The sequence below is a fragment of the Cytophagales bacterium genome, assembly GCA_019456305.1.
GTDB lineage: Bacteria > Bacteroidota > Bacteroidia > Cytophagales > VRUD01 > VRUD01.
In genome coordinates, this window is sequence record VRUD01000054.1 from 1 (window position 1) to 22,186 (window position 22,186).

General features: G+C 36.7%; 17 protein-coding genes. 9 read left to right on the forward strand and 8 right to left on the reverse strand.

The annotated features are described in order from the left end of the window. Together FVQ77_11820 and FVQ77_11825 are read left to right on the forward strand one after the other, a co-directional pair. A partial coding sequence (locus tag FVQ77_11820) for a T9SS type A sorting domain-containing protein (protein ID MBW8051000.1) occupies positions 1 to 708 on the forward strand: 708 nt, incomplete at its 5' end. A gap of 264 nt (positions 709 to 972) precedes the next feature. Then, positions 973 to 1,416: a hypothetical protein gene (locus FVQ77_11825; protein ID MBW8051001.1), complete on the forward strand. Its 444-nt coding sequence runs from the start codon at positions 973 to 975 to the stop codon at positions 1,414 to 1,416. Positions 1,417 to 1,480: 64 nt separating this feature from the next. Here FVQ77_11825 and FVQ77_11830 read toward each other — a convergent pair whose 3' ends face one another. After that, positions 1,481 to 2,050, reverse strand: coding sequence for a thymidine kinase (locus FVQ77_11830; protein ID MBW8051002.1), 570 nt, complete (start codon positions 2,048 to 2,050; stop codon positions 1,481 to 1,483). 249 nt (positions 2,051 to 2,299) lie between these two features. On the opposite strand from FVQ77_11830, the gene FVQ77_11835 reads away from it, so the two are divergent. Further along, complete coding sequence (locus FVQ77_11835) at positions 2,300 to 2,650, forward strand: PadR family transcriptional regulator (protein ID MBW8051003.1); 351 nt, start codon at positions 2,300 to 2,302, stop codon at positions 2,648 to 2,650. A 222-nt stretch (positions 2,651 to 2,872) separates the two neighbouring features. Continuing rightward, a complete protein-coding gene (locus FVQ77_11840; protein ID MBW8051004.1) occupies positions 2,873 to 5,359 on the forward strand; it encodes a PspC domain-containing protein in 2,487 nt (828 codons plus the stop codon). A gap of 252 nt (positions 5,360 to 5,611) precedes the next feature. On the opposite strand, the gene FVQ77_11845 is transcribed toward FVQ77_11840, so the two are convergent. Next, positions 5,612 to 6,976, reverse strand: coding sequence for an ABC transporter permease (locus tag FVQ77_11845; protein MBW8051005.1), 1,365 nt, complete (start codon positions 6,974 to 6,976; stop codon positions 5,612 to 5,614). A gap of 94 nt (positions 6,977 to 7,070) precedes the next feature. Between FVQ77_11845 and FVQ77_11850 the strand changes: the two genes are divergently transcribed. Further along, positions 7,071 to 8,255 (forward strand): DUF1343 domain-containing protein, encoded by a 1,185-nt coding sequence (locus FVQ77_11850; GenBank protein ID MBW8051006.1) that lies wholly within the window; start codon positions 7,071 to 7,073, stop codon positions 8,253 to 8,255. 3 nt (positions 8,256 to 8,258) lie between these two features. Here the strand turns inward: FVQ77_11850 and FVQ77_11855 are convergent, their stop codons facing one another. Then, positions 8,259 to 10,103, reverse strand: coding sequence for a M28 family peptidase (locus tag FVQ77_11855; GenBank protein MBW8051007.1), 1,845 nt, complete (start codon positions 10,101 to 10,103; stop codon positions 8,259 to 8,261). A 73-nt stretch (positions 10,104 to 10,176) separates the two neighbouring features. On the opposite strand from FVQ77_11855, the gene FVQ77_11860 reads away from it, so the two are divergent. Both FVQ77_11860 and FVQ77_11865 read left to right on the forward strand, forming a co-directional pair. After that, positions 10,177 to 11,115 carry a methionyl-tRNA formyltransferase gene (locus FVQ77_11860; GenBank protein ID MBW8051008.1) on the forward strand — a complete coding sequence of 313 codons (939 nt, stop codon included), beginning with the start codon at positions 10,177 to 10,179 and terminating at the stop codon, positions 11,113 to 11,115. Positions 11,116 to 11,156: 41 nt separating this feature from the next. Continuing rightward, positions 11,157 to 11,723: a dihydrofolate reductase gene (locus FVQ77_11865; protein MBW8051009.1), complete on the forward strand. Its 567-nt coding sequence runs from the start codon at positions 11,157 to 11,159 to the stop codon at positions 11,721 to 11,723. Between the two features lie 213 nt (positions 11,724 to 11,936). Here FVQ77_11865 and FVQ77_11870 read toward each other — a convergent pair whose 3' ends face one another. From FVQ77_11870 to FVQ77_11890, 5 genes are all read right to left on the reverse strand, one after another. Further along, on the reverse strand, positions 11,937 to 16,976 hold the full coding sequence (locus FVQ77_11870) for a hypothetical protein (protein MBW8051010.1): 5,040 nt from the start codon (positions 16,974 to 16,976) through the stop codon (positions 11,937 to 11,939). 185 nt (positions 16,977 to 17,161) lie between these two features. Then, positions 17,162 to 18,247, reverse strand: a complete 1,086-nt coding sequence (locus tag FVQ77_11875) for a PorV/PorQ family protein (protein MBW8051011.1) — start codon at positions 18,245 to 18,247, stop codon at positions 17,162 to 17,164. A gap of 93 nt (positions 18,248 to 18,340) precedes the next feature. Further along, entirely contained in the window at positions 18,341 to 18,511 is a 171-nt protein-coding gene (locus tag FVQ77_11880) for a four helix bundle protein (protein MBW8051012.1), read from the reverse strand. 105 nt (positions 18,512 to 18,616) lie between these two features. Then, positions 18,617 to 19,174 (reverse strand): thioredoxin family protein, encoded by a 558-nt coding sequence (locus FVQ77_11885; GenBank protein ID MBW8051013.1) that lies wholly within the window; start codon positions 19,172 to 19,174, stop codon positions 18,617 to 18,619. Positions 19,175 to 19,251: 77 nt separating this feature from the next. After that, complete coding sequence (locus tag FVQ77_11890; GenBank protein ID MBW8051014.1) at positions 19,252 to 20,226, reverse strand: hypothetical protein; 975 nt, start codon at positions 20,224 to 20,226, stop codon at positions 19,252 to 19,254. A gap of 223 nt (positions 20,227 to 20,449) precedes the next feature. Between FVQ77_11890 and FVQ77_11895 the strand changes: the two genes are divergently transcribed. Together FVQ77_11895 and FVQ77_11900 are read left to right on the forward strand one after the other, a co-directional pair. After that, positions 20,450 to 21,073: a mechanosensitive ion channel gene (locus FVQ77_11895; protein ID MBW8051015.1), complete on the forward strand. Its 624-nt coding sequence runs from the start codon at positions 20,450 to 20,452 to the stop codon at positions 21,071 to 21,073. Between the two features lie 55 nt (positions 21,074 to 21,128). Next, positions 21,129 to 22,145 carry a DUF1028 domain-containing protein gene (locus FVQ77_11900; protein ID MBW8051016.1) on the forward strand — a complete coding sequence of 339 codons (1,017 nt, stop codon included), beginning with the start codon at positions 21,129 to 21,131 and terminating at the stop codon, positions 22,143 to 22,145. The last annotated feature ends 41 nt before the right edge of the window (positions 22,146 to 22,186 follow it).

Below are 22,186 nucleotides of genomic sequence, written 5' to 3' on the forward strand. Positions count from 1 at the left end.
AACCTGGGCTTTGATACGATTATTTGTACTGGCGATTCTATAGTGTTAGATGCAGGCAATCCCGGAATGCAATATAGTTGGTCAACACCTGACACTACCCAAACCATTACTGTTGATACATCCGGAACTTATTCTGTACAAGTAACAGATGTTACAGGATGTTTTTCATCTGACACTGTATCGGTAACGGTTTCAAGCGGTCCTACGGCTGTATTTACAACAACTATTTCGGGGCTGACGGTTTTCTTTGACGCTACCTTTTCAGTTGATGCTACATCAGGTTTCTTCTGGGATTTTGGTGATGGCGCAGGCACTTCTACGCAGGATACTGTTACATATACCTACGCTGCTGCCGGCACTTACCCTGTCATGCTTCGAGCTTTTAATCCTTGTGGTAGTGATAGTTTCCTAATTTCGGTTACTGTAACTTCAACAGGGATCGCTGAAATCGCCATTGCAACAGGGCAGATCAATATTTATCCAAATCCAAATGAAGGCGTATTTACAGTTTCATTTACCGGATTTGAAAATGAAAAAATTCAGCTCACTATTTTGGACTTACAAGGCAGGAGTGTGGTCAACGAACAGCACTCGGTAAATAGTGAATTTAATAAAGAAGTTGATTTGTCTCGTCAGCCAAAAGGAATGTATTTTCTGAGGGTTAATACCAGTGATAATGTATTTATAAAAAAAGTATTTGTACAATAAAAATATGTAGTTTTTAGAGACGCCCTTAAAATAAAATGCAAACTGCAGATACCATATTAGATGTAGTGCTGATACTTATTTTTATTGCAATAGTAGATTATATAGAAATCAGTGAAGTCCTAAAATTTGCTATTCTTGTCTGTGGATTTGTTTATGTGGTTATTAAAATAATTCATGAAATCATAAAAATTTATTACTTTATCAAAAATAAAGGAAAATAAACAATTAACTAAACCATTACTATCAAAAAAATTTTTTTGTAAAGTGAAAAATCTCCAAAAATTAATAATAATTAATTCGGTAATTATAATAACTATGATTTCATTCAATGTTGCTTTTGCTCAAAACGAGTTTACTCAAAAAGATAGAGAATTTCTTATAGAGTTAAGGGTAACAATGGGAGAGTTAAGGGTAACAATAGAACAAATGGAAAAACGAATTGATCAACGTTTTCAACAAATGGAAAAAAGAATAGATGATATACAAACCTATATGCTCTGGGGTTTTGGGATTTTATTTGCATGTATGTTAGGATTGTTTGGAAGTATAGTAGGGTTGTTTATGCGTGAGCGTGAAATAGAAATTAAGCCCGCAGAAAAAAAATTATATTCATCAACCAAAAGAGAAAAACTGATAGAATCCATTTTAAAGGACTATGCTAAAAAACAGCCCGAATTATCAGAAATAATTAAAATGAGAGGGCTTTAAGCTCTTAACAGAGCAAACTTACCAAAAATTTATGTGCGGTGTGTGCGGGGCAAACTACTAATAACTATTCGTATTCACCTTGCTTAAAATGCTTTCTGCACACGGCAACGTATGATTCATTGCCACCAATAATTACCTGTTTCCCTTTATATACCGGTTTTCCATCAACCACTCTTAAATTCATAGTCGCCTTTTTTCCGCAATGACAAATGGTCTTTATCTCTTCAATACTATCTGCTAATGCCATCAAATACATACTGCCCACGAATGGTTCGCTACGATAATCACTCCGTAAACCGTAACATATTACCGGTATGTTAAGCTTATCAACAACCTCTGTTAATTCCACAACATTGGCTTTATTTAAAAACTGCGCCTCATCTACAAGTACACAATCTGGTTTATTGGTCAACTGGCGAATATAATTCAGAATGTTAAATTGTTCACTTACTATTACTGCATCTTTTTTTAAACCTGTTCTGGATACGATTTTCCCTTCCCCATACCGGATATCAACTGAAGGCAACAATAGCAAAACTTCTTTACCTCTTTCTTCATAATTAAATGCCACTTTTAGCAAATCAAGTGATTTGCCTGCTGCCATGGATGAATATCTGAAGTATAATTTAGCCATACCCGATGCCAATATACGAATTTATACTAAAAAATTCTTTTTTTAAAAAAAAATATGAAATACCTTGCATTACATAGTACCTGTTATTATATTTGTGCCGAAATACAAAAAAGTCCTCTGGCGACTCTGTGATTTACAACAAAAAAATGGCTATAAAACAGGTTACTTGTATTTAATGAGAATATTAACAAATAATTTCAAAGTTGCCCCGACCAGAGGTATGGGACAGACCAGGCGACTAACTACACAATGAATCTAGAAAACACACAGGTACAAATGCGTAAAGGGATATTGGAGTTTTGTATCCTTTATATTATTTCACGTGGTGAAGTTTACGCGTCAGATATGCTCGGAGAACTTACCTCAGCAAAATTAATTGTGGTAGAAGGAACGCTCTATCCTTTACTTACAAGACTCCGTAAGGCAGGATTGGTAGATTATAAATGGATAGAATCAAGATCAGGCCCACCCAGAAAATACTATCATTTAACAAAACAAGGCATAATGTTTCTGGGAAATTTGAAGAAAACATGGGAGGAGCTTGCATTATCTACAAATAACGTAATTAAGAAGAAAGGGAATAAAGGAATAAAGGAATAAGGGAATATGGAAATGCAGTTGGCAGTTGGCAATAGACAGTAGACAATATGACAATAGACAATGACAATGACTATGACAAGGGGTGGTTATCATCGGATGACTCTCCAGGTTGTGCGTTTGGGGCATCCGATGAATTTGCTGGGAATAAAGGAATAAAGAAAATAAACAATAGTTTAGAGTTTAGAGTTAACATTTATCAATAATACATAACTAAAAAATATCATGAAAAAAACAGTAACTATTAATATCAGCGGGACCATCTTTAACATTGAGGAAGATGGTTACGAAAAATTAAACGACTATTTAACATTAATTAACAAGCACTTTTCTTCCTATGACGATAAGGAGGAAATTGTTGAAGATATAGAAAGTCGTATTGCAGAGCTTTTTTTAGACGTGCTTGGTAAAAGTAAGCAGGTAATTACCCTTAAAGATGTTGAAAAGCTAATTTCAAGAATGGGTGATATAGCTGATTTTGAAGCTATTGAAGAAGACCAAAAAGGCCCGGAGAAAGCTGATCAAAAGGAAAAAGAAAAGGAAAGCGAAGAAGAGAAACATCCCAAAAAGCTTTTCAGGGATGGTAAACGTAAAATCTTAGGGGGTGTGGCTGCAGGCATTGCCCATTATTTTAAAGCTGATCCTATCTGGATCAGATTGGCATTTTTGGTATTAACACCATTCTGGGGAATTATGATTTTAATCTATATAATTTTATGGATCATATTACCCGAATCTGATAAGTTGGAAGATGATAAAAAAATAAAAAAACTTTTTAGAGACCCTGACAAAAGGATCATTGGCGGTGTATCCAGTGGAATTGCAACTTACTTTGGAACCGATGATAGTTTGATCAGGCTGCTGTTTGTTGTTGCTGTCCTGTTTGGGGGAACAGGCATCATAGCTTACATCGTGCTGTGGATAATCACGCCTGAAGCAAAAACCATCACCGAGAAAATGGAAATGCAAGGCGAACCCGTTACGCTATCAAACATAGAGTCTAATATTAAAAAAGGACTTAATGTTGAGGATAAAGACGGGGAAGAAGGCCTTTTGGCAAAAATAGTGTTGTTTCCCTTCAGGTTACTGGCGCAAATTTTTAACTGGTTAGAAAAAAACATCGGCTCTATGATGGTTTTTTTAGTAGAAATAATAAGAATTTTTTCAGGTGTTTTTCTAATTCTGATCTCAAGCATTTTATTACTTTCTTTACTAATTGTATTTGGAATCTCAATGGGCTTATTTACTTTTTTTAGCTGGATGGTTCTATATGACTTGCCCCTGGATATTCTTCATGGCAGTATTCCTTTTATTAGTTCGGTCTCCGGATTTTTAACATTATTTATTCCTGCCGTATTTCTAGGATTATTAGGGATTATCTTTCTGGCAAAAAGAAATGTGATAAATCCCCTGTTTGGCTGGACCATGGTCTGTGTCTGGTTTTTAAGTATTATCGGCTTAGGAATATCAGTTCCGTTGATCGCTAAAAATTTCAGAACGGAAGCTTATTATAAAACATCACAATCGTTTGATATTGAAGATGGCAGAAGTCTTTACATCACAGCTAAAGAAGCAGGCAATGAAACTTATAAGGAGACAACACTAAAGATAAGAGGGCATGATGAGCCCTATATTAAATTGGTTCAAAAGTTTGAGTCGAGAGGTATTAATAGAAAAAATGCAATAAACAATGTAAAAATGCTGACATATAATGTAGTTTTTAAAGACTCCATCCTCACATTTGACACAAACTTCGACTTTACTGACAGTGCAAAATTCAGGTTTCAAACCTTAGAGATGGTTTTATACCTTCCATATAAACAAACGTTTTTGATGGATAAAGAGCTAAAAAAAATACTAAGAAGCACCATTCACAAATATAGATACAGCAACAGGCAGATCGAAAGCAATAAATGGGGTTTTAAAAAGGTAAGAAGCATCATTTACAAATATGGATACAGCAACAGCCAGATCGAAGGCAATAAATGGCATTTTACAAAGGATGGATTAGAATGTTTAACGTGTAAACCGTTAACCGTTAATGAGGATGATATTAAAATAATAGACGATGAAAATGGAAAATACAGTAGAGAATACCAGCTTACCGGTTTCACAAAATTAAATATTGGGAGCGCTTTTATTATTGACGTTAAAAAGGGGAAAGATTTTAAGGTAGTTATAACCGGTGAAGATGACAATGACATGGAAGAGGTGACTGTAAAGGTAGATGGTGATGAATTAGAAATTGATTATGAACATGACCTGTTTGAGAAGTATATAAACCGGCATAATTTTAATTTTGGTGTTGACCGCAATAATATGGAAGTATCGGTTACCATGCCTGAGATATCAGGAGTGTATTTTTATGGCGCTTCCATATCAAGTATCAGAGGATTTAACACAGAGGATTTTCACATAGAACTATCAGGGGCTTCACAATCAAAAATAGATATAATGACCAAAAAGCTGGAAATAGAGATGTCCGGAGCATCTGAGCTAACCCTATCCGGTAGCGGTAATGAGCTTGATGCCGAGATCTCAGGCGCAAGCGAGCTAAAAGCATATAAATTTAAAGTAAAAAATGCCTGGCTCCAGGCCTCAGGTGCGAGTGATGTGAGGGCCTATGTTACTGAAAAGGTAACTATAGAAACGAGTGGTATGAGTGATGTTAAGTTTAAAGGCAATCCCAAGGTTGTGGAAAGGAGGAGGTAGTGCGCATGGCGCAGGGCAGGGAATAGATTAGAGCGAGCAAGGAATCTCATCAACTATACTGTCATATTAGTTGATTCGGGTTTTTCAAAGATCTCTTTGGAGATATTTACCCCTAAATCTCCTAAAGGGGACTTGCCTACCCTAAAGCCACTCCCGAGTACTCGGGATAAGCGAGCGTGGGAGTTCCCCCTTCAGGGGGTTAGGGGGTATCGAAGAAAAGCGAAGGAAATCAGAAGATTCAGCAAACCCCAATCAATCAAACCTGATCGCATTAATTGGTTTAATATTCAATATGATTGCAGTTGGTATTATTAAGATGATTGAAATAAGCAGGAATGTTCCAATATTAATAAATAAGATCCATGCCAAGTCCCATTCAATCGGTACAGTATCCATATAATAGTTTTCCGGATCAAGGGGTATTATTTGAAAATATTTTTGCAAAAAGCAAAAACCAATACCTATGACATTCCCTAGTAACATTCCCTTAATAATTAAATTTATGCCATTATATAAAAATATTTTCATGATTTGCCAGTTGGTGGCGCCTATTGCTTTCAATATTCCTATCATATTAGTACGCTCCATAATCATAATTATCAGCGTTGAAATGATATTAAATGTAGCTACCAATACAATAAACCATAAAAATATCCAAACGTTACGATTGAGGAGTATGAGCCAATCAAATAATTGAATATACTTAGCGGTGACCGTTTCTAATTGCAGATCATAATCCATTGCATCAAAAATCTTATCGTTAGCAGTTTGTAATTTTATTGTGATAATGTGGTCTATCCAATCTTTGACTATGTGGTCTATCCAATCTTTAACTATTTGAATATCTATGTTTTCTTTTATATTGTTAAGTTTTACTTTTATATTATTAAGTTTTATTTTAACATTTTCTAAATTTTCATTTCTATTAAAATCATGCAGAAATATTTCGTATCCACCTACCAACGTGTCGGGCCAATTGTTTAATTTTTGAATAAGTTTTATATCTGCTAACACCATCAGATCATCAAATTCCTCCAGCATCGTCTCATAGATCCCCGCTATGATCAGTTTTCTGTACCTCGGTGGATTTTGAACAAAATACATCAGGATCTCATCACCTATATCTAATTTTAGCTTATTGGCTGCTTTTTTGCTGATCATTATCTCTTTAGAATAGGTTGATTTGGAAAAATCAATGAATTCGCCTTCCAATATATTATTTTTAAAATTTTTTATGTCAAAATCTTTCCCTACTCCTTTTAAGATCACACCCATTACTTCTTCATCCGTCTTCAGCAAGCCGGTTTTGTGGCAAAAAGCCTGGATATGCCTTATTTCTTTAATTTTGTTAGGATTTTGATATAGATCTGAATTAATTGTGACGGGTAACTCTTCAAATGAATGGGTGTCATCAAATTTAGAAATTTGGATATGAGCGTCAAAGCTGAATATTTTATTCTGAATATTATTGGTAAAACCTTTTAAAATAGCAACCGAAATGATCATAATTGCCAGACCAATGGCAATAGTAGTCAGCGCAATTTTAATGATGGTAGATGAAAAAGATTGCGTAGTATCACTCCTGATCCTTTTTGATATGAGGTATGAGATATTCATTTTTTTTAACCACTAATTACACGAATAACCGATGCCAATCCCGAGTAGAGACGCCCAATTTGGGCGTCTCTACTCGGGATTAATTATCAATATTATGAATAAAATATCATTCAACCTCCTCTTTTTAATATTATTGATCTTCACCTGTTGTAATACAAGCAGTCAGCAAATAATTACCGGTGCGGAGCAAATTGATCAATACATTCCCCTGATCAAAAATAAAAATGTAGCATTAGTAGTCAATCAAACTTCCATTGTCGGGGAATCTCACCTTATAGACACACTGCTTTCTCTTAATGTAAATATAAAAAAAATATTTTCACCCGAACATGGTTTCAAAGGCACTGCCGATGCAGGAGAACGTGTGAATGACAACATTGTATCCGAAATTCCCATCATATCTTTGTATGGAGCTAATAAAAAGCCAACTGAACAGCATCTTCAAAATATTGATGTTGTTGTATTTGATATCCAGGATGTAGGCGCAAGATTTTATACTTACATAAGTACCTTGCACTATGTGATGGAGGCTTGTGCAGAAAATGATATTCCTCTCATTATTTTAGACAGGCCAAATCCAAACGGCTCTTATGTAGCTGGCCCCGTTTTGGATATGAAATTTCAATCTTTTGTAGGAATGCACCCTATTCCTATTGTGTATGGACTCACTATTGGGGAACTTGCAATGATGATGGTTGGTGAGGGATGGCTTAAAAAAAGTAGCAGTAGCAGTAAAGTAAACAAATGTGAATTAATAGTGATCAAGGTTAAAAATTACACGCATAAAACTAAATATTCACTTCCGGTAAAGCCTTCTCCCAATCTGCCCAATGACCTTGCAATAAAGCTGTACCCCTCACTTTGTCTTTTTGAAGGAACTAATGTTAGTGTTGGGAGGGGAACTCATTATCCATTTCAGGTAATAGGTACCCCAGAGAGAAGTGGCAGTGGCAGTAGCAGTAGCAGTGATTTCACTTTTACCCCTGTAAACATACCCGGGATGGCTAAACATCCTAAACATGAAGGTATATTGTGCTACGGGATTGATCTGAGGGATAGAATTATCAATGACGATTTTACCCTTTCATATCTCATTGATTTCTACAATACATCTACTGATAAAGCTAACTTTTTCAACAGTTATTTTAATAAACTTGCCGGAAATGAGACTCTGCAAAAACAGATCATCGCAGGAAAGAGCGAAGCAGAAATAAAAAAATTATGGCGCGAAGAGCTGGCTCAATATAAATTAATAAGAAGAAAGTATTTACTCTACTAAAAATTATTCAACAAATACCATTTGTTTTGTAACCAGGTTTATACCATCAACAACCAGGCTATAATTATAAATACCAGGTACAAGAACCTCCGGGGTATAAATTATTTTATTTTCCTGATCATTCAGATTTATTTTTATTCTTTTAATTTCTTTTCCAACAATATCAGTTATCAAAATAAAGGCACTCTTACTTATCTTTCCTCCAGGATGGTAATTTAATAACTCCTTTGCTTTAATGATGATCGTAGTTGTTTTGCTAAAAGGATTAGGAATACATTTTAATAACTCTTTATATGCCAGGTTGATAGATGGAAAATTTTCAGTGCCGCTTATTATTTCACAATTAATTGGATTTATGATTGAATCTATCATAAAGGAATCTGTATTTACTGCTGCATTTTTAAATAGTTCTTTGGAAAAAGGGCTCATTATTCCATTTGAATCTACCGAGGCAACACTTACTTTATAGCTGATTCCTGCTGAAATATTGGGAATAATGAAGGATGTTGTATCTTTAATTGAATATACCGCATCAAAATCAGTAAACAGCGTGCGCACACCGATACGATAGTGTAAATATTGGGTTTGAGTTGTAATCTGAACGCTTAATCCTGAAGAATCGTTATTGAGGATGAAATCAGGAATTTCAGGCCCTAAAGCTGTCATTGTAGCGGCAACACCATTGATCACTGCATTTCTTTTCAGATAATTAAAATCAACAAAGAAACTATCAATTATCCCATCTCCGGTTATGTCAACACCGAGAATGTCATTTGGAGTGTGGGTTCTGTCTGGCGGGGTACCTGAACCGTTACCATGTTCATGTTGTGCTGTAAATCTGACTGCGGTAAAACCTCTTTGTCTGAATGCTTGATGGTCACCTCCTCTGCCTGTCCGGTCTTCCTGGTTCATAATGTTTATCGTCATGGGCACGTCCACTATTGATATGAGCTTTTCCAGGTATATTAATTTTATATAACGCGCATATCCCCTGTGAGTTAAATTTAAATTCCCGATGGAAAATATCCTAACCTGCATACTGTCAATCTGCCCCATTTGTGTACAATTGGTAGGCGGTGACGCTGTATTACCGCATATTATTCCTCCAATCACATCATTATTTTGTACCGCTTTTATTGGCAAACTGTTACTCTGGGCATAGATAGCAAAAGCTGTAGCGCCAAATAAACCTTGCTCTTCAGCTACCGTTAATAAAAAAACAATAGTGCTATTATAGCTGTACTTGCTCATTACACGAGCCAATTCCAAAACAAGCGCTGTTCCGCTGCCATTATCTTCAATACCATGAGCTTTACAGGTATCACCGCATGGCGCCTCACACCGGCTGTCCATGTGGGCTGAAAAAATAACAATAGAAGGGTTGGTAGTATCCATCCCCGGTAACACAGCAAAGGTATTTCTGAATTGACCGGCAAAACAATTGACCGGATCAAATGGAAGTGCAGCTAAATCATATTGCAAATACGATGGTATTAACCTGTTTTCGTTATCTGCGCTTATCTTCTGAAAAAAACTGTAAACCCATCTTCTGGCAGCGCCAATCCCTATGGTGTTGGAAACTGTATCAGAATAAGCATTACGATTATGAAAAGTACCAAGCTTTTTTAATAAACTATGCAATGAATCAGCAGATACCTCACTTTTGATCCCACATGTGATTATGTCCGGATCATTGATAATTATACTCTGTGTATAGTTGGCCGGGTCATAATTACCGAGCAAAATATCTTCGGCAATGGGATTGGTCACTAAGATATTGGAGGGTGTTTGAGCCAATAACAGGTTATTCAATAAAATACCTCCAAATAATATAATAATCTTTTTCATTTGTTATTGTTTTTAGTTTAAACGGCTAAATTTAGATAAATTTATTATGTTAGCAAATATTTTAGTTGAAATAATGAAAAAACCAAGGATCATTTTCATGGGTACTCCTCAATTTGCAGTGCCAAGCCTGGAAATTCTTTTTAAAAATAGTTACAATATAGTTGCTGTCACTACGGCTCCGGATAGATCTGCAGGAAGGGGGCTGAAGTTGAGATATTCTTCTATAAAGGAAACAGCAATTAGACATGATACTCCTGTATTGCAGCCAAAAAATTTAAAAGATCCGGCTTTTTTAGAAGAACTGAAAAGTTATCAGGCAGATCTGCAGGTAGTAGTGGCGTTCAGGATGCTGCCTGAATCAGTATGGAATATGCCTTCCCTGGGAACTTTTAACCTGCATGCTTCATTACTGCCACAATACCGGGGTGCTGCTCCCATAAACTGGGCCATCATCAACGGGGAAAAAGAAACAGGCGTTACTACTTTTTTCCTCAAACATGAGATTGATACCGGTGACATAATATACCAGGAAAAAGAACCAATATATGATGATGATGATGCAGGCACGCTGCACGATAGATTGATGAAAGAAGGCGCTGAACTGGTTTTGAAAACAGTACAAGCTATTGATAGAGGCAATTGTCCGCAAATTTTGCAGCAAAGCATTAACAGTAAAGAAATAAAACATGCTCCAAAAATATTTAAAGAAACCTGCGGGATAAACTGGCAATTGCCGTCTCAAAAAATATATAATTTTGTTAGGGGATTAGCCCCCTACCCTGCCGCGTGGACTATTTTAAACGGCAAATCACTTAAAATTTTTACTACAAAGATCATAAATGACAATATATCCACTGATACTAAACCCGGAACATACTTAACGGATAATAAAAAGTTTCTACATTACGTTACCGGAGACGGCTTACTTGCTGTGGAAGAAGTACAGATGGAGGGGAAGAAAAGAATGAATGTTGAAGAATTTTTGAGAGGAAACAAAGTGCATGGCGCATAGCCCCGCCAGTTGGCGGGGCATGGCGCTAAAGACCAGTTCCAATGACAATATCTATAATAGCTGCTGTAGCCCAAAATAATGTAATAGGGAAAGATAATAAGCTGATGTGGCATTTACCCGCAGACCTAAAGCATTTTAAAGAGATTACCATGGGGCATCATATCATCATGGGCAGGAAAACTTTTGAAGCTATTGGGAAAGCTTTACCGGACAGAACTTCTATCATTATTACCAGACAGAAAGGACTTCTTGCAACTGATTGCCTCGTGGTAAACTCATTAGAAGAAGCAATTAAGCTTGCAAAGATGAATAATGAAAACGAAGCTTTCATTATCGGTGGAGGTGAAATTTATAAGTTAGCCATGAATATTGCCAATAAAATTTACTTAACACGGATCGGGGAATCTTTTGAAGGAGATACCTTTTTCCCGGTCATTAACAAGAAGAAATGGGAAGAAACAGCTCGTAAAGAATTTTCAGCAGATGAGAAAAACAGGTACAATTATGCTTTTGTGGAGTTAGAAAAAAAAGTTACTGAGTCGGGTACTAAAAAGGGACTCTCGTGGGATGATTTTTGGGAGTACTTTTTGTCTCACTTTGAAGATTAATCATCCGATTTACATTGAATGAATTTATTCTACTTGCTTTTACTTTCCATTGCCTTTAACTCTTTTCGGGATTCCAAAAGTCCTGTTATAGACATAATCATTAAAAGGATTCCAAAGGCAGCAAATGGTAAACCTAACAATATAGCTCCCCAAAACTCAAAAGTTGTCATTTCTTGTCCCATTATTTAATTGTTTAAAAAGTAAAAAACAAAATCACCTCAAAATATAGAGCTTCCCGAAATTTCGCTTAAACCCCCTATCAGCCGCTGTATTACGATGCCTGATATCTTCACCATTACTCCTTGCAAAAACCCTGTATAAATAAACCCCATTTGCAAGCTTGTCGCCAAATTCGTCAGTACCACACCACTGAAAATTTGTGATATTATTCCCTATCCGAAGGGTACCCAGTTCATCCTGCAAAATTTCGCGCACTACCTTACCCGTAACGGTCATGATCTGGATTTTAATTTCATCAGGGATATCATTCCCCGTTAGGGTAAAAACAAAACGTGTGCAGGTGGAAAATGGATTTGGATATGGGTAAAAATAGGTGATGGTAGATTCATTAATGACATTAAAATTTATCTCGTAAGGATTTACACCTGATTCGTTGCCCGTTACATCTGCACCTTGTACCCGTAATGTATAAATTCCATCACGAAGTGGCTTTTTCTCTGTTAAATACATTTTATCTTCATTTTCGGGGTAATAATCTATTTTGAATTTATTATTAGCTCCGGCAGGAACCCAGCTAATATCTTCCGGGCCGTTGAAATAAACCCTTCTGAAAAATTCAGCATCAGGTTCTTTCAAAAAAATTTCAACACCCAGCGTGTCTGTCTTTAATAAATATTTATTTTCGTCTTTTAAGCTGATTGATATTACAGGGCCAGGCGAAACAATATCCCGATCCATAATATGAACACCATCAAATGTTACATCAAGGATCGGGTGCGTATTATCTTTAAGAACTTTGAATGGAAATTGCAAAATGTTGTTATTGTAATACTGCTCAGGCAATATTTTAGGATTCACATATACATTCAGGTTATTATCACCTGCCAATCCCAGCGTATTAATGCTGAAGCTGAAAAAAAGCGTGTCCCCTGCTTTCAAAGTATTTAAAACGCTGTAAGTTTTAGCCTGCGTCCTTGTTGTCTGATTTGTTAAAGTATATTGAACAGTCAGGGTATCATCAAAATTCCTTGTTGAAATATTCTGAAATGCGAAATTCACATCAAAAATTTCACCTTCGCGCTTATCAGCTATCTTATATTTATCAATACCTATGATTTCAGGATTAATAATGCCTTCGGCTACCCCGTTGTATATCACCTGCCATTTTTTAAGTTGTGGCGGGGTGAAATTTATTGAATCAGACACAGTGGCTTGCAAACGAAGGTACGGATAAACTTCAGGTTCTATCCACGATAGATCTAAACTGTTATTTGTCACACCGGGGTGGACAGGATACTGTTTATTGGACAAATCTATACCGAATATCTCTAATCGAAAGTTATCTGATGTTTCTGATTTTATGTATGTATGATATAATGTACCCCAATCAGAAGCAGGTCCAATAATGGTAGAGGTTATCGTAGCGTTGTAAAATGAACCAAACAATGAAGTAGCAATGCTTATCTGTTGTGAATCAAGAGGAAAACCTGAACCTGGATCGGCTACTATCTCCAGAAGTGCATTTCCATAGCCTGCTCCTTTTTTACCCAAAACAATATAAGGTTCACCATCTTTTAATTGATAGATGATACTACTGGCGCCAATATTTAAAAGCGAGATAAAAGTTTCAAGCGGCCATGTACTATATTGAGCATCACCTTTGCTAAAGATCAAAATATATGTGCTATCATTAATTGAATTAAAATAGTTGTTAAAATCAGCAGGGTTGCTTAGATTAACAAGTTTTCTTAATACATAGGGTTCTTCTAAACCACAATAATAATCCCATCCTTGATCAGCATTAAAAGGGAATGCTGTTCTTTCATCAAAAGTTACGGCTAACAGCCCATTAATATCGCATCCGTTACCGATTTTTGGATCATCATTTAAAGTCAATTCGGTGCTGGCAGGCATTTTATTTCCATAGGTTTGCAGTTTTATATCAACGGTATTCTTCACAAACTCCCAGCGTCTCAGGGCAATATTACGTTCAACATTTACCAAATCGGCTTTGCTGAATTGTGGGAAATGACTTTGTGACCAGCCTTCCGGGCTGCCGGGAATATAAATAAAAGAGCTTTCAGCCCATAATGTATCTTCACCCGCGGGAATATCCCTGAATCGTACACGCCAGTAAAAAACCGTGCTATCTGCAAATGATATAAAATAGGTAGAATCCGGTGTCCATTCCGGCAAAATACCTGAATTAAGTTTGGTGTATGGTAACCTTTTAGGGCTATCAAAAGTATTTATCGTATCCAGCTCAAACACGTAATCACCAGGCCCATTAAGCAAATTTGTTGACTGTGCCATAAATTTAACAGTTGGTGAAGAAACAATGCTATATTCTTTCGGGAACAACGTTATCACACCACTTAGAGCCATATAATATCCAATGATCCCTGTATTATTGATCTCGCTTATTTCATCAATAGTGTCGGTATAATCCAAAAAAACTTTAAACATATTATTACCATAGGTATTAGGGTCTTTGGATGTGATTGCAAACAAAAAGGTATCCTTATAATAAACAGGAGGGGAAAGTACAGCGTCATAGGTTGTTTGACTGCCATCAGAAAAGGTTCGCTCAACGGTGATGTAAAAGGAATCAGGGATAGCTTTGCCAAAGTTTGAAGCTATGATGCCTATGGCAAATGAATCGGAAACGGATGTGACGGGTTCTCCATCGTAGGAATGTATGAATAATTGGTCATCATTGGTGTACAGGTCCGGCTTGTAAGCTCCAAAAAGCTTAATAGCCGGGTCACCCTGTAGATTTGTTTCCTGGGCACTTGCGCGCCACGCAATACTTTTATTGTTTTTAATAAATTTTCTAATGGTTTCTTTTTGAATTTCCCCTATTGATTTCCCCCAAAAAACACTATTTGCAAATGCTATGTCATAAAATTTATAAGTATAATTGTTTAATACATTATTAATTCCCAAATGTGAATGAGCCAAAAACAGCAAAGCGCCTTTATCTTTTGCTAAAAGCCAATCTTCACCCAGCGACTCACCTACATAAGCATTCCCTGCATAACATCCATTCATGATGATCATTGGATATTTTCCTTTATTGTTATACTCCATGATTGGATTAGTTATATCACCAATAGCTATTTCTGATGTAGTACTTGCTGAATGACCAAAAAATTGTATCAGTAATAATCCATCGTTGACATCCTTTACGATATCAAAAAGTTGTATATCAGGACTGGTTTTTGATACGGTTTTGACGCTGGCGCCCATATAAATTCCCTCAGCTATATCTTTTTGTGCAGTGAGGGCATTTATAAAAAAATTCTGTTCCCATGCAGTCTTACCACCTGCCAAATGCAGAATTTTCTTTCTCCAAAGGTCGTCATAATCAAAAGATTCATGCTCTTTAATTTTATCAAGGTAATTAATTACGTCTTGTTGTGTCCGGGCAGATAGCCTGCCTATTGGGATTGTTGGTACATCTTCTTCTATTCCATCTAAGCCCATTGTAAACATCAGGTCACTCCCTGGCAGTCCTGCGGTGGGCACCAAATCCTTTTCTGAAAAATTACCCGGATATTTTCTATAATATACAATAGTATCGCCACTTTTATAATTATGGTTAATAACCAAGCCCTTTCCAATAATAAATATATGTTTAGTACTATCGGGATTACCATCATACAGATATTTAATAAATCTTTTTATGCCAACAGGGCCGTACTCACCATAGCCAAACTGATCATAGATTTGGTCAACGTTAATAGTTAAGGGTTTAAAGCTGCCACCATTAATTGAGGCACGATAAGCAGCATAATCTAATGCTGCACTGATTAATTTTTTATGGGTTATTACAATATAATCATAATCTACAGGGATGATAGGGTTGAAACTGACGACATTGATACTGGTTGGTTTAGTATAATTGGAAGCAGCATTGGCAAAAAGCCTTCCTGGTTTTTCCGTACTGTCAACTGCTGCCTTGAAATTGTTTACGGAAAAGCTACCCCCTACCCTTTTGATGTTTTTTTTATCAGTGATATCATATAAAATAATATCAGCGGGAGCATTTTGAATTTCAACAACTGACATTTTTGTACCTGGCAGATTAAAATATTTAGAAAGATCATTATTCATATTGTATGTCTGTGGGTAGGTTAATTTTATATAGGCAATTGATACCCGGTCGGCTGCACCGCTAACACCCAATACCTTCATTTTTACATAATACTCTCCTGTACCACTGATATCCGCAGTATCTAATTGCTTAGTAACTAATTCTGTTCTAAAACCAACACCAAATTGTACGGCTTGGATTTGTTTAAAAATACCGGTTAAAGAATCACTACCTGAAAGTATTACGTTATGCGCATTACTGTTCCTGCCTATAAGCAATATTTCAATGACCGGTTGCTGAACTCCACCGGTATATACGTTTATAACAGGCGCTAATTTAAAATCAATAGCGCCATTTTGAGCCACATTAGTGCTAAACCAGCCTTCTGCCAGTTCCCATTGAGCAAGATTAGGATTACCTTTCTTTTGTGCAGATGCGTAACTATTTGTTAAAACAAGGAGCTTCTCTGCAAGATGATAATTCTCAGTAGGCAATACTAAAGGGATAGGGATGTTGTCAATTTTCATCCTGTTAGTTAGCACACCATTTTTCCAGGTAAGAAAATAAGCGCTTGTATCAGAAAACAGGCTGTAATATTTGTGTGGTTGCGAGCTTGCAGGAACGTAAAGCGCTGAGTCTTGCGTGCCATCATTCATTTCTCCATAAAACTCAATATAGTCACTCGAATCAAAAATTAAATCATTTTCACCCACTACGTATATTGCCTGTTCAATGCCTCTGTGGAAAAGTTGTATATACTTTGGATTTTCAGAAATAAAATCAACGCCTGCATTTACCAGATCTGTGTATTCTATCCGGTATATCCCGGTTTCTGCAAGCTTTATTTTATAATAGGATTGTCCCGGATTTATCCATTCATTGCCGTATTTTATTGTTTGTGCATTTACATTTAAAATATTAATTAATAATAAGGCAGCAATGGATAATTGAATACGGTATGGTAATACGTTTGTCATACAGTGGTTATTCGTCTTCGGAAATCTCAGATGGAATAAGGGTTGGGGATTTCCGAAGCTTTGTCTTTTAGTTGTTTTTTCCTTCCTCCTTCATTCAAACTTCGGAAATCACCTTCCCGCATGGCCACATGAGATTTCCGAAGGTATGTGCAATTTGGTTGTCATACCATTGTATGACTTAAGTATTAATTGAACGCAACCTTCAAAGAGAATACATTCGAGAAAAGCGCTTCGGATTGATCTCCTATATCGGTTAAGGCATAATCAATCGTAAAGTTACTGATTTTTACGCCAATACCAAAATTTGGTTGGACATCAGGGTAGGTAGAGTGGTCATAATCCTTTATTCGCTGGTAATTCCCAACTCCAAATCGAAGAAAGACAATTTTCTTGTAATCAAGCTCAAAACCCAGGTGGGGGTCAATAGAAACTAAATTTGATTTAAGCAGTACGTTTCTCTTACCATCAAAAGTCAGGTCAAGGTCAATTGCAGGTAATATAGATATCTTTTCCTGATAAATATTAAACTCCTTTCCCGCACCAAGTAAGAGCTTTGGCAAGGTAACTTCAATTGAATTTTCAGGAATTTCATTACCTGTCAGCTTATAGGTTTCAGCAACCAATTCTGTATTATGTGACCATGCATTAAAGGTTGTAGTAATATCCCTGCCCATCAAACCGAATTTCCAGCCTTTATGTTCTAATTGCGCCCCAACATCTATTCCAAAGCCCCAGGCGTTAGCAAAATTCCCTACGCTTCTATAGATAATCTTGAAATTAGCTCCCAGGTTTAAGCCTTCAATAAAGGGCGCCTTCCTGGCATAAGTAAATAAAAAGGCATAATCAGCAGCCGAAAAGTACCTTATATTATTATAGTTTATAGCCCCGTTTGCATCATACAAAAAACGTGTATCAGGAATATCATCTACGCCAAATCTAATCACAGATACAGCTAAATAGCTGGTAGAATCAATAGGAGTGGCAAAAGCCCCATAGTCATATTTAGCGATCCCTGCAAAATACTCAGAATGCATCAATGATATCTCATACTTGTTTTTGATATTGACCAAACCCGCAGGATTCCAGTAGCCCGAAGTGACATCATTGACAAGCGCCACCTGTACATTTGACATCCCTAATGCGCGGGCGCCTACACCAATCGCCAGAAATTCATTACTGTATTTAGGAGCGCTGATTTGGGAGAAACAGTCGGCAGTTGTCAGTAGGCAGTTGGCAATGAAGTAAAAAATGATAATTAATTGTTTCACTATATATTACTTTAAGTTTGCCAATTTACAACGAGATGAAAAGGAAAAAATTGTAAGAGCATAGAGCATTAATCGTTAGCTGTTAGCTTTTAGCTGTTAGCTGTTAGCCGTTAATTTCAGTGTAATAATGAAACTGTTGATCATGCGTTGCTCTTCATGCAACCCTTCAATCAGTTTATCCGCATCAACCGGGTTTGCTAATTCCAAATCTCTTATGATCAACAACTGCGTTTCCAACTCAAAAGCAGAACCCAGTGCAACTTCCACTAAAAGCTGTTAGCTGTTGGCTGTTAGCTAAAAGCCAAAAGCTAATAGCTAAAAGCTAAAAGCTAACCTTAATGCTCTGCCCCGCCAACAGGCGGGGCCATGCGCTTAACTTTTCCATTTAATATTACACCCCAAACTCGGCTTTTGCTCTTTGCTAATTTCTTTTCCTTCTAATAAAGCATCCAAAGCTGCCCGGATATCTTTACCGGTTACAGGAATACCATCACCTGGCCTGGAATCGTCTAATTGCCCCCTGTAAACACATTTCATTTCACCATCAAAAATGCTGAAATCTGGTGTGCAGGCTGCCTGGTATGCCCTGGCTACATCTTGTGTTTCATCATAAAGATATGGGAACGGATAACCAAATTCTCCTGCCACTTTTTTCATCTTTTCAGGAGCATCTTCAGGATAGTTTACAATATCATTGCTGCTGATAGCGATAAAAGCAATGCCTTTGGGAATGTAATCATTGGCAAGCTTTACCAATTCGTCCTGCACGTGCTTAACATAAGGACAGTGATTACAGATGAACATGATCACCGTTGCCTTGTATGATCCAAGCTCATCTAAGCTCTTACTTTGACCTGAAAAAGGTTCAAATAATGTAAAATCAGGCGCTTTAAAACCCAACGGGATCTGGATTGTTGCTGTTTCGGCCATGTTTTTTTTTGTTACAAATTTATAACAATTTTCTCAACAAATACAATTCAAAAAAAAATATTATTGATAGGCACTATTCAATCAACCCCCTCAATCTTACTTTCAAACAAAGAATTTCCAAAATTGTAATAAAGACTAACACCCGCATAAGGCGCTGTTCTTATGCTATAAGCCTCTTTTACCTCTTTTGCATCCAGGAATGACAGCCTTCTGAACGTTGTGATCCCTGCCTCTGCTATAACTTTAAAATTACTTTTAAATTTGTAGTTGAATGAAACATTATTTTTTAAATGACTGTAATTGATGGCCAGAAAATCCTCACCAAAATAGCTGCTTTCTCTGAACACTGCATTGAAACCACTTAAGGTACTTATGAGGTTTATACTAACTTTTTTTGAAAATTTGCAGGTAAGCTTTGCCTGAACGGGAAAGATCATCGTCACTCTCCAATCTTTATTCAATTTATAAGTAAAACCTAAAAGCGGCACTGGTAAAACCCTACCCTGATTATATACCAATCCGGCTCCGTAAAAGTAAATAAACCGAAGGTTATTCAACCTGATGCGGGCAACATATCCCAAAAAATTTGGAGTTGGTGAGCTGATAGTTCCTTTGCTTTCTGAAAAATATAAATTAGCCGAATATACCCACAACCCGCTTCTGATACTTGCAGATAAGCCTGTCAGCCCCAGGGCAATGGTATAAATTGATTGTTTTTCATCAAAAAGGCCAATGTCCGGTCTTCTTAAGCTTGTATTAAAAGTCAGAAACAACTGGCTGGCTTTTGCATCTAACTTTTTAAAGCTGATCCCCATCTTTGTTCTTATGGGTAGCACTAATTGAGCTCTGTATTTACTGATCTGGAACTTTGCAGTATCATTTATTTCAGCAGGAAGCGTATATTCAGTACCAATGCTCAATCCGGGTTTGAATAAAAAACCTACATGGATTGACTGGGCAAAGCCCCCCTTAATCCCCCTAAAAGGGGGAAATAAAATATAGCAAATTGTTAGAAAAAACAATAAGCTAAGTTTAAAAGTTATCAATTTCATTATAGCACAAACTTATACAAGTTATAAAATTACCGAAGTTTTAATTAATTTGTATCGGAATTTCAAAAATTTATACACACCTGTGTCCCGCAATATGCGGGACTTCGGTGCGCAGGCACAAGTTGGTAGTTAGCAATATTGCCAACTGCCTTCTGCTCCCGCCTGAGGCGGGACCAACTATTATTTTAGTACAACTTACGGAGTTATATTCTTATTACATTATTTGGAAAAATTATTATCTATATATTTTAAAGTAATCAAAACATTTTTTACGTTTGTGAAATTATTGATGGAAGCGTTTCAATCATTTTTGATAAATAATTTAAAGACTTACGGGGCTACCATTGCCTGGATCGTTGTTTTATTTTTCTTTGGGAAGTTTATTTTAAAAGCGATCATCAGGCGGTTAGTTAGATTGACCGGTCATTTAGAGCGTACAGGCGATAAAGAAAGAAGCAATTTAGAAGCACGAGCCAAAACCCTGGGAACTGTTTTGGTCGCAACAGGAAATGTTATTATTTACACAATAATATTGTTGATGGTATTAGGTCTGTTCGGGATAGATATCCGTCCTATACTTGCCGGAGCGGGAATTGTAGGCCTGGCAGTTGGATTTGGCGCTCAATCATTAGTCAAAGATTTCGTATCAGGGTTATTTATACTCATTGAAAATCAATATAGTGTTGGAGATAAAGTTAAAATCGGTAATTTTGAAGGCACGGTAATAAAGATCACTATTCGTTCCACTGTTTTACAAGATAGTGAGGGTAAAGTTCTGTATATTTCAAATGGATCAATAAGTAATGTGATCAATTATTCTAATAAAAAATTATCTGATGGGATCTAAAAAGAATTATTTCATGAAATAATTATCTGTATTTATAAATAAAGGAGTATTCACTATGAAAAAGTTTTTATTATCCATAACTCAAATGGTGTTGGTATTGCTAGCATTGCCAACTGCCAACTGCCTGTTGCTAACTTCTTCAATTGCCCAGCATACTTTTTCTATCGTAGCTGTGGACACTGTAACAGGTGAGGTTGGGAGCGCTGGCGCTTCCTGTATTAATAATTCTATTATTATCAGTGACTTACATCCTGGCAGGGGGGCTATTCACACACAAGCATTGTGGAATGCCGGTAACCAAAATTATGCAAGCGCTTTGATGGATCAGGGTTACTCCCCCGCTCAAATTATTGATTCTTTAGTCGCAAATGACGCGCAGGCAACCCCGCAAGAGCGCCAATATGGAATAGCAGATTTTGATTCTACGGGAAGTCCGGGAACTGCTGGATTTACCGGAACAGCTAATACCAATTACAAAAATCACGTTCTTGGCCCGAACTATTCTATACAAGGAAACATATTATTGGGACAACAAATATTAGATTCTATGGAAGCCGGATTTTTAAATACCACGGGTTCTTTTGCAGAAAAACTAATGGCGGCTTTGCAGGGAGCAAAAGTGCCAGGAGCAGATACCCGTTGTACATCCAATGGCACTTCGTCACTATCTTCATTTATCAGGGTGGCCAAACCAGGCGATACAACCGGTAGCATTTACCTGCATCTTGATGTCAATTCAACTCCTCCGGGTGTTGAGCCAATTGATTCGTTGCAGTCTCTTTTCAGCTCTCTCTCTACTGACTGTAATGTATCAAAAGCCAATTTTATCCAGAGCGCTGATACGGTGGATTTAGGTACTTCTTCGGGCAAAATTCTATTCACTGATAACAGCCAATTTGTCTCAAGCCGTTTTTGGGATATGGGGGATGCGACAGTAAAAACTAATGAAACCGTTTTTTTTCATTCATATAATTCTACAGGAACATATACTGTGACTTTGACAGTTTCAAATCTTAATTGTACTGATATATTTACTGCACTGGTAGTTGTGGTAAACTCAAAGTGTCCGTGAAAAGTTCATGGCGCAAAGCGTAAAAAATTAATATTACCAAT